At 40.3% G+C, this 12,295-nt stretch carries 14 protein-coding genes; all 14 read left to right on the plus strand.

What is annotated here, in order from left to right:
* Nucleotides 1–113 precede the first annotated feature (113 nt).
* The 14 genes from EG339_RS15140 to EG339_RS15205 all read left to right on the plus strand — a co-directional run bounded on the left by EG339_RS15140 (nucleotide 114) and on the right by EG339_RS15205 (nucleotide 12,252).
* Nucleotides 114–986, plus strand: a complete 873-nt coding sequence (locus EG339_RS15140; RefSeq protein WP_123870808.1) for an AraC family transcriptional regulator — start codon at nucleotides 114–116, stop codon at nucleotides 984–986.
* 167 nt (nucleotides 987–1,153) lie between these two features.
* On the plus strand, nucleotides 1,154–2,338 hold the full coding sequence (galK, locus tag EG339_RS15145) for a galactokinase (protein ID WP_123870809.1): 1,185 nt from the start codon (nucleotides 1,154–1,156) through the stop codon (nucleotides 2,336–2,338).
* Entirely contained in the window at nucleotides 2,322–3,371 is a 1,050-nt protein-coding gene (locus EG339_RS15150; RefSeq protein WP_123870810.1) for a UDP-glucose--hexose-1-phosphate uridylyltransferase, read from the plus strand. Before galK ends, EG339_RS15150 begins: the two co-directional genes overlap by 17 nt.
* A gap of 76 nt (nucleotides 3,372–3,447) precedes the next feature.
* On the plus strand, nucleotides 3,448–4,248 hold the full coding sequence (locus tag EG339_RS15155; RefSeq protein ID WP_123870811.1) for an HAD family hydrolase: 801 nt from the start codon (nucleotides 3,448–3,450) through the stop codon (nucleotides 4,246–4,248).
* A 32-nt stretch (nucleotides 4,249–4,280) separates the two neighbouring features.
* Nucleotides 4,281–4,487 (plus strand): ArsR family transcriptional regulator, encoded by a 207-nt coding sequence (locus tag EG339_RS15160; RefSeq protein ID WP_123870812.1) that lies wholly within the window; start codon nucleotides 4,281–4,283, stop codon nucleotides 4,485–4,487.
* A gap of 300 nt (nucleotides 4,488–4,787) precedes the next feature.
* The gene (locus EG339_RS15165; RefSeq protein WP_123870813.1) at nucleotides 4,788–5,609 is read left to right on the plus strand and encodes an alpha/beta fold hydrolase; all 822 of its coding nucleotides are present in this window, start codon (nucleotides 4,788–4,790) and stop codon (nucleotides 5,607–5,609) included.
* A gap of 16 nt (nucleotides 5,610–5,625) precedes the next feature.
* Nucleotides 5,626–5,937, plus strand: a complete 312-nt coding sequence (locus tag EG339_RS15170; protein WP_002978753.1) for a hypothetical protein — start codon at nucleotides 5,626–5,628, stop codon at nucleotides 5,935–5,937.
* Nucleotides 5,938–5,969: 32 nt separating this feature from the next.
* Nucleotides 5,970–6,602, plus strand: a complete 633-nt coding sequence (locus EG339_RS15175) for a hydrolase (protein ID WP_123870814.1) — start codon at nucleotides 5,970–5,972, stop codon at nucleotides 6,600–6,602.
* A gap of 18 nt (nucleotides 6,603–6,620) precedes the next feature.
* Nucleotides 6,621–8,009 (plus strand): alginate export family protein, encoded by a 1,389-nt coding sequence (locus EG339_RS15180; RefSeq protein WP_123870815.1) that lies wholly within the window; start codon nucleotides 6,621–6,623, stop codon nucleotides 8,007–8,009.
* 20 nt (nucleotides 8,010–8,029) lie between these two features.
* Nucleotides 8,030–8,773: a M17 family peptidase N-terminal domain-containing protein gene (locus EG339_RS15185; RefSeq protein WP_123870816.1), complete on the plus strand. Its 744-nt coding sequence runs from the start codon at nucleotides 8,030–8,032 to the stop codon at nucleotides 8,771–8,773.
* Nucleotides 8,774–8,779: 6 nt separating this feature from the next.
* On the plus strand, nucleotides 8,780–10,669 hold the full coding sequence (locus EG339_RS15190) for an amidohydrolase (RefSeq protein WP_123870817.1): 1,890 nt from the start codon (nucleotides 8,780–8,782) through the stop codon (nucleotides 10,667–10,669).
* A gap of 12 nt (nucleotides 10,670–10,681) precedes the next feature.
* A complete protein-coding gene (locus tag EG339_RS15195; RefSeq protein ID WP_123870818.1) occupies nucleotides 10,682–11,107 on the plus strand; it encodes a DoxX family protein in 426 nt (141 codons plus the stop codon).
* A gap of 1 nt (nucleotide 11,108) precedes the next feature.
* A complete protein-coding gene (locus EG339_RS15200) occupies nucleotides 11,109–11,582 on the plus strand; it encodes a Dps family protein (protein ID WP_123870819.1) in 474 nt (157 codons plus the stop codon).
* A gap of 4 nt (nucleotides 11,583–11,586) precedes the next feature.
* Entirely contained in the window at nucleotides 11,587–12,252 is a 666-nt protein-coding gene (locus EG339_RS15205) for a YoaK family protein (RefSeq protein WP_123870820.1), read from the plus strand.
* The last annotated feature ends 43 nt before the right edge of the window (nucleotides 12,253–12,295 follow it).

Raw genomic sequence — 12,295 nt, forward strand, 5'->3', positions numbered from 1 at the left:
ATACTTCTCAGGCTATAATTAAATTTTCATATTGATGTACTATATTAACTTTGTTTAATGATATTAATGTATTATTTGTTAATTTTGCATATGAAATTATTTGTATTTGGCCTATGAAACATGTAAATCCTTCTTTTGAGGCCGTAAGACCTACTATAGGAAGCAGTTTTACCAGTCTTAAATTTCTGACTAATGAGAATATAAAATCTCATGTCTGGCATTACCATCCAGAGATTGAGCTGATCTTTGTCTGCAAAGGTTCCGGGAAAAGACAGATCGGAAGCAGCATTACCTATTTTTCAGAGGGAGATCTTGTGCTGATAGGAAGCAATCTTCCGCATTGTGGACTGACCAATGAAAGTACGCATAATGAGTATGAAATGGTGATCCAGTTTAAGCCTGATTTTTTAGGAGAACCTATCTGGGATATACCGGAAATGCAAAGGATTTCTGCTCTGCTTGAAAAATCAAAGGCAGGAATCGTCTTCGGGGAAGAGGTGAAGAGAAAAATCGGAAAAGAGATTACTGAGATGCATGAAGCTTCCTCACTGGACAAGCTGTGCAGATTTCTGAAAATATTGGATGAGCTGTCTGTTACACAGGATTACAGGATTTTAAATGCAGGAAAATATTACCTTCAGACACAGGTTGAAGACAATGAAAGGATCAATCTTATATTCAATTATGTTAAAGATCACTTCAAAGAAGCCATAACCCTCGAAGAAATGGCTGATCTTGCCAATATGAAAGTACCGTCTTTCTGCCGTTACTTTAAAAAAATTACCAATAAAACTTTTACGCAGTTTGTTAATGAATACAGAATTACCCATGCTCTCAAACTTCTGGCAGAGCAGCCTTTGAGTATCACGGAAGTCTGCTTTGAATCGGGGTTCAATAACTTCAGCTATTTTAACAGGACTTTCAAAGAATACATCCAAAAAAGTCCTTCACAATACCGTAAAGAATTTAATTATTTCATGGAGTAGTTGATAAGCTGATCTAAAATTTCTGTGAAGCATTATGATGTATTGAAATATAAGTGTATATTTAACACTTATAAACAATATTTTTAAAAAGTATAAATTTCTCTGTTATAAATTCAGTAGTTTTATACTTGAGATCCCCAGGATCTGTTTGATCAGATAAGATTGATATGCATGAACAGTTAATCAACCCAACCCTAGAAAAGTTTAGAGCCGAATTCAGAGAAGAGCCTGAACACATTTTCCTTTCTCCCGGCAGAATTAATATTATCGGCGAGCATGTAGACTATAGCGATGGCTTTGTATTGCCGGCTGCCATAGATAAATACATCTGTTTTGCTGTCCGTAAACTCCCTCAGACAAACCTTTGTACCATCATAGCTAAGGATCTTGGAGAAGAATATACATTTGATGTTACAAAGGAGATAAAGCCGGTTCAGCAGATGTGGATGAACTATATTTTAGGCGTTTTCAGCCAGCTACAGCAACAGGAAAATCAATTTTGCGGAATGGAAATTGTTTTCAGCAGCACCATTCCGATGGGATCAGGACTTTCTTCCTCAGCTGCTCTTGAATGCGGTTTTGCCTATATCCTAAATGAACTTTTTGATTTGCATCTTACCAGGAAAGAAATCGCAGTGATCGGGCAAAGATCCGAACATACTTTTGCAGGAGTTCAGTGCGGAATTATGGATCAGTTTGCCTCCGTTTTCGGGAAGGAAAATAAGGTCATTATGCTCGATTGTAATTCCCTGGAACATCAATATTTTGATGCTGACCTTAAAGGATACAGCTTATTGCTTTTTGACAGCTGTGTAAAACATAGTCATCTGACATCCGGCTATAATGAAAGGCGTAAAGATGTTGAGCATGGAAAAAAAGTTTTATGGGAAAAATTCCCCGAAGTAGAGAAGTTTCGGGATTTTACCACGACTATGCTTGACAGTGCTAAAGAGGAAATGGGAAGTGTTTCACACAAAAGATGCCTCTACTTACTGAAAGAAATAAAGAGGGTAGAAATGGCAGCAAAAGCAATTTCAGAAGGAAATATTGAATACCTGGGAAGACTTCTCGCGGAAACTCACGCCGGGCTGTCCACTGAATTTGAGGTCAGCTGTAATGAGCTTGATTTTTTGGTTGAAAACACATTGCAGCAGGAAGGTGTGCTGGGAGCAAGAATGATGGGAGGTGGTTTCGGAGGCTGCAGTATCAACCTGATTCAGGAAGATAAAGCTGAAAAAGTAATTCAGGCTATCAGTGAAAAATATCTTGAACATTTTAATATCCAGATGAAAGTTTACCAGGTTAAAATTTCAGACGGGATAAAAGAATATACCAATGAATACATCATTTGACCCTAAAAAACATCCCCACAGAAGATACAATCCTCTTTTGGATGAATGGTTACTGGTTTCTCCACAACGGGCAAACCGTCCATGGCAGGGACAGAGAGAAGAAACAGTAGCAGAAAACCGTCCTGAATATGACCCGGACTGCTATCTCTGCTCAGGAAATATACGTGCTAACGGAGATCGTAACCCTGAATATAAAGGAACCTATGTCTTTAACAATGACTTTGGAGCATTACTAAATCAAGAAGTTGATTTTTCTGAGCAACAGTCAGGATTTTTTACCCTTCTTCCGGAACGTGGAATCAACAGGGTGGTTTGTTTTTCTGAAAATCACAGCCTTACTTTGCCGGAAATGTCTGTGGAACACATCAAAAATGTGGTGGATGTATGGCAGGAGCAGTTCAATGAGCTGGCCACTATGGACCATATCAATTATGTTCAGATTTTTGAAAATAAAGGAAGCATCATGGGCTGCAGCAACCCTCATCCGCATGGTCAGATATGGGCACAGTCGTCCATTCCGGCAATGGTTCAGAAAACCCAGGATCAGCTGAAATCGTATTTTGAAAAAAATAAAAGAACATTACTGGAAGACTATCTTGAGCAGGAAATCGCAGCTGGTGAGCGCATTGTTACAGTAAATGAACACTTTGCCGCATTGGTGCCGTTTTGGGCTTCTTGGCCTTACGAAACAATGATTGTCAGCAAACAGAAAAGAGAAAATATTTCGGCATTTTCTGAAGCGGAAAAAGAATCTTTTGCTGCTGTCCTCAAGGATCTGACCACAATATATGACAACCTTTTTGAAACTTCATTTCCTTATTCTGCGGGAATTCATCAATCTCCAACAGACGGAAAAGAGCATCCGGAATGGCATTTTCATATGCACTTTTATCCGCCGTTGCTCAGAAGTGCGGAAGTAAAAAAATTTATGGTAGGATATGAAATGCTTGCAGAGCCTCAACGGGACATTACCCCGGAGCAAAGTGCTACAATATTAAGAAACCTTTCCACCATTCATTACAAGAAAAAATAATAAATCAATATCTTTGAAAAGAATAAGCAAATTATGATTCTGCCAGGTACAGAATTTCGCTTTTCCCAATAAAATTATGGAACAGATTAAATTAATTGTGACGGACATGGACGGGACGTTTCTCAACTCCAGCCATGAAATGAGCCCTGAGTTTTCAGAAGTTTATAAAGAACTGAAAAAAAGAAATATCGTATTTGTGCCGGCAAGCGGAAGACAGATGCCGGGCATTACCCATTATTTCGGAGAAATAGAAAGTGAGATCGGTTTTATTGCTGAAAACGGAGGATACGTTATTTATAAAGACCAGGAACTTTTCGCTGATACGCTGGAATACAAATATATCGTTGAAATTATTAAAGCTGTCCGTGAAATACCGGGTGCCAAAGCCGTATTATCAGCCAAAAAGATGGCGTATTACGAAACCGAAGATCAGCAGTTTGTAGACTTTTTCTCCAAATACTATACTGAAAACATGAAGAAGGATGACCTGACGGAGAAAATTGATGATACCGCCTTCAAAATAGCAGTATACCATCCGGATGGCTCTGAAAAATATCTGTATCCGGCGCTGAAAAAATTTGAGGAATTCGGTCTGGAAGTAGTGGTTTCGGGAGCGTATTGGCTGGATGTTATGAATAAAGATATCAATAAAGGAAATGCTTTGAAAATCCTTCAGAAATCGTTGGGCATTTCTCCTGAAAATACGATGGCTTTCGGGGATTATATGAACGATATAGAAATGCTGAAGAATGCCAAATATTCTTACGCCATGCAAAATGCCCATCCGAACGTAAAGCAGGTGGCTAATTTTGAAGCATGTACCAATGACAGCTTCGGAGTTCTGAAAACCATTAAGGATTATCTGCATCTGAATTAATGCATCCATATAACACCAATTAAACTAATAATATGAATACATCAACCGGAAGAAAACCCGCTAAAACCTGCTATGAGCATATCGGTGGAAAATTAGGACAGCTTCTCTTGGAACAGTTCGTTGAGAAAGGCTGGATTGCCAAGGAAAATCCTTCAGACCGTCACTATTATATTACAGAAAAAGGACAGGAAGAATTTACAAAACTGGGTCTTGATCTGTCACAAATAAAGGCAGAATAACGTTTGTTATAGCAACATTCAGCAGATTAAGATATTAATATTATTTATTAAAAATACAAAATCAGACTCAGGTCTGATTTTTTTTGTTATTCATCGTGGCAAGTTTCAATTTGACATTTCTATTGTTAAATTTTATATGTTTTTTATATAAATACTAAAGGGTAAATCATAAAACTACGATATTTCGTAGTGTAATTTGCGAGCTGTTTTTAATAATATATTGAAAACCAATTGTTTTATTGTTTTGGGTTGTTTTTTGGCATTATGCTCATAAGTTTAATTCAAAAAAATATTACAACAATGAGCACATTAACATTAAAAGACGGAACAGAAATTTTTTACAAAGATCAGGGGCAGGGACCTGTATTAATGTTTCACCACGGATGGCCTTTATCATCTGACGATTGGGATGCACAGGTGATTTTCTTTTTACAAAAAGGCTACAGAGTGGTTACCCACGACAGAAGAGGCCACGGACGTTCAAGCCAGAATATTTACAACCACACTATTGAACAATACGCTTCTGATGCTGCAGAACTGGTTGAATTTTTAGATCTGAAAGATGTTGTCCACATTGGACATTCAACAGGCGGTGGTGAAGTGATCCGTTATGTTAACAAATATGCAAACGGAAGAGCTAAGAAAGCGGTTCTGATCAGCGCCATTCCACCGGTAATGGTGAAAAGTGAAAACAATCCAGACGGCGTTCCTATGGAAGTTTTCGACAACATCAGGGAGCAGACCCTGAACAACAGAAACCAGTTTTATTATGATCTTACTATTCCGTTCTATGGCTACAACAGAGAAGGTGCTGATGTAAAAGACGGCGTACAGAGAAACTGGTGGAGACAGGGATTAATGGGTGGAATTGTTGCTCATTATGATGGGATCAAAGCCTTTTCTGAAACAGATTTAACCGAAGATTTAAAAGCTGTTGATATTCCGGTATTGGTTCTTCACGGTGAAGATGACCAGATTGTACCGATTGAAAATTCAGCGATAAAATCAGCCAAATTACTGAAGAACGGAAAACTGATTACCTATCCGGGATTCCCTCACGGTATGCCGACTACAGAGCATCCAACCATCAACAAAGATATTTTAGCTTTTATCACAGAATAATCAGCATTCTTTACAAATGAATACGATACAGCCAGCTTTTGATACGTTGACTGAGGCCGTTCAGTGGCTTAATCAAAACGGATATACAGAAGATTTTAACCTTAAAAATGATTGCATCAGGCTCAATAATTTCCTTGATGTCTCTCCGGAAGATTTTAAAATACGATATACATTCCGCTTTGAAGGAGATACCGATCAGGGAGATGAGGAAGTAGTCTACGGCATCGCTTCCGACAAGTATTCTGTAAAAGGCATCCTGACGAGCGCTTACGGAATCTACGCCGATACTGTAAGTACAGAACTCATCAGAAAACTATCATCCAATTAACGTAACCCCAACTATTTAATAAAATAAACTTTATGAAACCATCATCAAAACTCCTTTCCCCTGAAAATCATGCACTGGTACTGATTGATTTTGAAGGACAAATGGCATTTGCCACCAAAAGTATCTCCATGAATGAGCTGCGTAATAACGTTGCGGTACTGTGTGGTGCTTCTAAAATATTCAATGTTCCGACTATCGTCACCACAGTTGCCGAACAAAGCTTTTCAGGTCCCGTTTTCCCTGAAATTGAAGAAGCATTTCCTATGGCAACTTCAGGATATATCGACAGAACAACCATGAACACATGGGAAGATGAAGCTGCTTATAAAGCAATTACAGCAACCCAGAAGCAAAAACTGGTTTTCGCAGGGCTTTGGACAGGTGTATGTATCGTAGGACCGGCTTTGTCTGCACTTGAGGAAGGCTATGACGTGTATGTCATTACCGATGCCTGCGGAGACGTAAGTGATGAAGCGCATGAAAGAGCCGTACAGAGAATGATCCATTCGGGAGTAAAGCCTATGACTTCCATTCAGTATATCCTGGAACTTCAGAGAGACTGGGCACGCCAGGAAACCTATGGTCCTGTAACTGACCTTATGAAAAAATATGGTGCTTCTTACGGATTAGGGATCCACTATGCTCACCATATGCTGAATCACTAAAATTCATATACCATTTCAATGTTGAAATCTGCACCTTCAATACTGTTCTTAAAAGCTTTTATCATAACAGTTCTTTTATATTCTGAAACGGTCTCGTCCCAGAGTTTTAAACTTCTGAGGTATGACGAAAATTATGAATATCTGAAAGATTCCACAAAGAGCTTTTATGACAAAATTAAATATCTCCCTCTCAATGAAAAGAAAGATATCTATCTCTCATTGGGTGGCGAGGCAAGGTATGAATATGTGGATTTCAACAATGAAGATTGGGGACGGCTTAAGATAGGACACAACGATTTTTTTCTCCAACGTTATGACCTTCATGCAGACTGGCATTTCGGGAAAAACTTCAGAATATTTTCACAGATCAGAAGTGCTTTACAGAACGGAAGAAAAAACGGTTCAAGAGGCATTGATGAAGACCAGCTGAGTATTCAGAATCTCTTTCTGGATGCAGGTTTGGTGAATAAGGAAGATCAGAAGCTGATAGTGAGGCTGGGAAGACAGGAGCTGGACTACGGTTCCGGAAGATTAATTTCTGTAAGGGAAGGGCCGAATGCAAGGCTGTCTTTTACAGGAGCTAAAATCATGTATTCCTATAAAAATGTTTCCGTAGATGCTTTTGCAATGATGGCAGACTCTGTCAAGACTGGCGTTTTTGATAATACCCTTTCAAAGCAGCTTAATCTTTGGGGACTTTATTCCAAAATCATTATTCCTGAAGCGGGGAATCTGGATCTGTATTATCTCGGAATCCGTAGAGACGAATCTGTTTTTGAAGCCGGAACAGCAAGAGAAAAGCGCCATACAGTTGGCGGAAGGATGTGGAAATATGGCGGCGGATTTATCTATAACCTGGAAGCGGCCTATCAGTTCGGACGCTTTGGAAACGAAAAGATCAGTGCCTGGACGGGATCTGTAGATATCGGTTATCTGTTTGAAAATCTTACATTCAGTCCAAGCATCAATCTGAGAAACGATTATATATCAGGAGATCATTCTAAAAGTGACGGCAAGCTCAATACATTTAATCCTTTATATCCGAAAGGTGGGTATTTCGGCTTCAGCCCGCAGGTAGGACCTGTCAATTTAATTGATATTCATCCGTATATGAATCTTGATCTGACTTCCAGACTCAAAATGCAGATGGATGTTGTCTTCAACTGGCGATATTCCCTGAACGACGGAGTTTACCGACCGAGCGGAGTATTGAACCGTCCCGGAAGCAACTCAGATAAAAGGTATATCGGAACGGCTTATTTAACCAGCTTTACCTATAATTTCAACAAACATTTCTCTTTGGTGAGCGGACTTCAGTATTTCCACAAAGGACCTTTTATTGAAGATATCATTCAGGATGCAAAAAGCGGTGTTTTCTGGAATATCCGGCTGGGATTCAAATTTTAATCATTACTAAATCATTTATTATGCAAAATTCAATTTCAAAATACATCAATTGGTCAAAAACACTCTTTACAGCATTGATTTTGGCAACTGCGGGAACCCACTTCGTTTCAGCACAGGCTGCTACAGAAAAAACAGCAATCGGAACCTCAAAAACATGGGGAACTGTTGACGGAATTTCTGTTGTAGGACTGGTACAGGGACCCTCTGCTGCCAAAGCAGATTTGCAGATTGCCTGTGTTTTCGAGTATACGGAAGGAGATATTTTCAATCCGCCGGCGCTTCCCAAAGAACTGAACGGAATGGTTCATCTGGATGAAGCATTAAAAGGAATTATTACAGAAGTCCGTAAAAAAGGAAAATTCAAAGGACATGCCCTGGAAACCTTATTAATTAATCCTCCAAAAGGAAGCCTTGCCTCCGGAAAACTGCTGTTGATCGGCCTGGGGAACAGAAACTCTTTCGATGCCGAGCTTATGAAAGAAGTAGGAAGTGTTGCGATGAGAGAAGCTTTGAAACTGCAGGTACATATCGTATCCTTTGCCAGCGATATCAAAGACGCAGGAATTGATTCTCCAACCGCTTTAGTGGCAGAAAATGTGGTTTTGGGCGCTTTTGACGCCTATCGTACCCAGTTATATTTAAATAGTCAGCACCTATCCGACAAAATGAAATTAAAAAAACTGATTCTGCTGGCCGGGCCGTCATTTTTCACCGTTGCCGGAGGAGGAATTCAGGATGCTATTTCGAAGTTGAACACCAAATAATTACAAATGAAAGCAGATCTTATCGTATACAACGGAAAAATACACACTTTCAATAAAGAAACTCCGGAAGTTTCTGCCGTGGTCATTAAAGACGGGAAAATTATCGCGGTTGGAAATGACGGACTGGCAGACCAGTTCGCAGATGAATCCACAGAACTTATTGATCTTAGAAAGAAAAGAGTGGTGCCTGGAATCAATGATTCTCACATCCATCTGATCCGTGGCGGATTGAACTACAACCTGGAATTAAGATGGGACGGAGTTCCGTCACTGGCCGATGCGCTCAGAATGTTAAAAGACCAGGTAGACCGCACACCTTCCCCGCAATGGGTTCGTGTTGTGGGAGGATGGTCCGAATTCCAGTTTGCAGAAAGAAGGATGCCAACCCTGGAGGAAATTAATGCCATTGCTCCGGAAACACCTGTTTTTATCCTGCATTTATACGACAGGGCCTTAATGAACAGGGCAGCATTGAAAGCGGTAGGATTTACCAAAGACACCCCGGCTCCGGCAGGAGGACATATTGAAAGAGATGCTAATGGTGAACCTACAGGGTTGATTATTGCTACACCTAATGCCATGATCTTATATTCAACATTAGCAAAAGGCCCGAAGCTTTCCTACGAACACCAGCTGAATTCCACAAGGCATTTTATGACAGAACTGAACCGCTTCGGAATTACCAGCGTTATTGATGCCGGCGGAGGATTCCAGAACTTTCCGGATGATTATCAGGTAGTGAACGAACTGAATGAGAAAAAACAGCTTACGGTAAGGATTGCCTATAATCTTTTTACCCAGAAACCCAAGCATGAATTTGAAGATTTCAGCGATTGGATCGATACTGTAAAATTATATCAGGGCGATGATATGTACCGTCACAACGGGGCAGGAGAGATGCTCGTATTTTCGGCGGCCGATTTTGAAGATTTTCTGCAGCCAAGACCGGATCTGCCTGAAAACATGGAAGCAGATCTCGAAAAAGTAGTCCGTTTACTGGTAGAAAACCGCTGGCCATTCAGGCTGCATGCCACCTATAATGAAAGCATCACCCGTTTTTTAAATGTTTTTGAAAAAGTAAACCGCGATATTCCCTTCAATGGTCTTCCATGGATTTTTGATCATGCAGAAACCATTGATGAAAAAAATATTGAAAGAGTGAAAATGCTTGGCGGCGGAATCGCCATCCAGAGCAGAATGGCTTACCAGGGAGAATATTTTGCAGACCGCTATGGTTCCGCAGCCGCAGAAAGTACACCACCCGTGAAAAAAATGCTGGAAATGGGAGTTCCTGTAGGCGGAGGCTCGGATGCCACAAGGGTAAGCAGCTACAATCCGTGGGTTTCCATGTATTGGTTGACCGCGGGAAAAACCGTTGGCGGACTTCAATTGTATCACGAAACAAAGCTGGACAGATCAACCGCATTGGAATTGTACACAAAAGGCAGCGCATGGTTCTCTCAGGAACAGCAGAAAAAAGGTGATATCAGAGTAGGAATGTTTGCTGATCTGGCAGTTCTTGATCAGGATTATTTCACGGTTGATGATGAAGAGATCAAAAATATTGAAGCGGAAATGACCATTGTTGACGGGAAAATAGTCTATGCCAAAGGAACATTCTCATCCTACGCACCACCATCCATTCCTGTGCTTCCGGATTGGTCTCCAACGAATCTTTATAACGGATATTACCCTGCAGGCGGACATTTTCAGAAAGAAATTGAGAAAAATGCAAAACAGGATTTAAAAGCTCCTTTAGCTTCACAAATTCATAGCTGTGCAGGAAGCTGCGATATTCATCATCATAATCATAACCAGGCAAGGATGAGCAATGTGCCCGTTAATAATTACCACACATTCTGGGGAGCTTTAGGCTGTTCGTGCTTTGCTTTTTAAACATCAATACGTATGGAAATTTTAAAACAGATCCTTTCATCGGATTTAGGTTCATCATTCAATGATGCTTCAATTCTGGTTTTCCGGATACTCCTTGCCATTCAGCTGTTCAGAGTGCATGGTTTAAAGAAATTCAGGCTGGAAAACGGACAAAGGGAAGTGATTCCCAATCCTCTGGGATTGCCTGATCAACTCAATGCCATAGTCGCTTCATTTGCTGATCTGGTGGTTCCGTTTCTGATCATTTTAGGACTGGGAACAAGGCTTGCAGTTTTACCGACCATAGGAGTGACGGCTATCGGATATTTTGTGGTTCACAGAAAAGATTCACTGGAAGTACGGGATGTTCCTTTTATGTACACGCTGTCTCTGTTACTGATTCTTGCATTGGGAGCAGGAAGATATTCACTTGATTATTACTTATTAAATATATTATAAAATGAAAACTTCAATCGGAATTAAAAACGAAAATTTAGCAAAAGTTGCTGAAGTACTGGTTAGCACTTTAGCAGACGAATTTGTATTGTATACCAAAACAAGAAAAGCCCATTGGAATGTGGAAGGATCGGATTTTTACAATAAACACCTGTTTTTCGAGGCACAATACGGACAGCTGGACGACATCATCGATGATCTGGCAGAAAGAATCAGAACGCTGGGACATTACGCGCCGGCTACTTTAAGGGAATATCTTGCATTAACGCATCTGTCTGAGCATCATCTGGAATCGAATGACAGCCTGACTTACATCAGAGCACTTCTTTCCGACCACGAAAGTATCATCATTCATCTTCGTGAAAATATTGAAAACTTTGCTGTTGAATTCCGTGATTCAGGGACAAGCGATTATATCACAGGATTGCTGGAAACCCATGAGAAAATGGCCTGGATGCTTCGATCACATTTAAAATAGAAAAATGGAAGTAAAACATAATATCGGTTTTGTCACCTTATTGTTAACCATGATTGCCGGATATTGCGATACCGTGACTTTTGTATCGGCAGATGCACTTTTTTCGGCGCATGTTACGGGAAACTTTATTGTATTTGCCTATCAGTTTGTGAAAGGATCGGATATTCATGCCTGGGTAAAGCTGCTTACTTTTCCGGTATTTATTCTTGCGGTTATGGCAGGAGGGAGGATTGCCGGGAAAGTCATCAATCATTATACGCTGTTATTCTGGGAAGGAGCACTGCTCTTGTCGGCCGGAATTATTGTTGCCGTTTTCAGTTACTATGGAACATTTTCAGAAGTCGTAATGTATACTGTGGCTATGATTACCGTTTTTGCAATGGGACTTCAGAATGCTTTCGGAAAGCTGTATGCAAAGGAAACTCATGGCCCGACTACTATGATGACAGGAAATGTAACCCAGGCTTCCCTGGATTTCGGAACGCTTCTGTCGAGCGGCTTTCATCATCCTGATGCATGGGCAAGCCTGAAGAAACAGCTGATTACCATTCTTGGATTTCTGGTAGGCTGTTTTTTAGGAGCTTATGCAGGAAAACAATATGGGCTGGTAACACTGATTTTACCCGGACTGGCAATGATCATCTGCTATTTTTACCACCGTAAAAACTAGTATTCGGATATGGCAGATTACAGGATAATAGATTACCTTTAAA

The organism is Chryseobacterium bernardetii, from assembly GCF_003815975.1.
GTDB lineage: Bacteria > Bacteroidota > Bacteroidia > Flavobacteriales > Weeksellaceae > Chryseobacterium > Chryseobacterium bernardetii.

Coding starts and splice junctions, on each gene's coding strand:
- EG339_RS15140 (WP_123870808.1), top strand. CDS start 114: ATGAAACATGTAAATCCTTCTTTTGAGGCCGTAAGACCTACTATAGGA.
- galK (WP_123870809.1), top strand. CDS start 1,154: ATGCATGAACAGTTAATCAACCCAACCCTAGAAAAGTTTAGAGCCGAA.
- EG339_RS15150 (WP_123870810.1), top strand. CDS start 2,322: ATGAATACATCATTTGACCCTAAAAAACATCCCCACAGAAGATACAAT.
- EG339_RS15155 (WP_123870811.1), top strand. CDS start 3,448: ATGGAACAGATTAAATTAATTGTGACGGACATGGACGGGACGTTTCTC.
- EG339_RS15160 (WP_123870812.1), top strand. CDS start 4,281: ATGAATACATCAACCGGAAGAAAACCCGCTAAAACCTGCTATGAGCAT.
- EG339_RS15165 (WP_123870813.1), top strand. CDS start 4,788: ATGAGCACATTAACATTAAAAGACGGAACAGAAATTTTTTACAAAGAT.
- EG339_RS15170 (WP_002978753.1), top strand. CDS start 5,626: ATGAATACGATACAGCCAGCTTTTGATACGTTGACTGAGGCCGTTCAG.
- EG339_RS15175 (WP_123870814.1), top strand. CDS start 5,970: ATGAAACCATCATCAAAACTCCTTTCCCCTGAAAATCATGCACTGGTA.
- EG339_RS15180 (WP_123870815.1), top strand. CDS start 6,621: ATGTTGAAATCTGCACCTTCAATACTGTTCTTAAAAGCTTTTATCATA.
- EG339_RS15185 (WP_123870816.1), top strand. CDS start 8,030: ATGCAAAATTCAATTTCAAAATACATCAATTGGTCAAAAACACTCTTT.
- EG339_RS15190 (WP_123870817.1), top strand. CDS start 8,780: ATGAAAGCAGATCTTATCGTATACAACGGAAAAATACACACTTTCAAT.
- EG339_RS15195 (WP_123870818.1), top strand. CDS start 10,682: ATGGAAATTTTAAAACAGATCCTTTCATCGGATTTAGGTTCATCATTC.
- EG339_RS15200 (WP_123870819.1), top strand. CDS start 11,109: ATGAAAACTTCAATCGGAATTAAAAACGAAAATTTAGCAAAAGTTGCT.
- EG339_RS15205 (WP_123870820.1), top strand. CDS start 11,587: ATGGAAGTAAAACATAATATCGGTTTTGTCACCTTATTGTTAACCATG.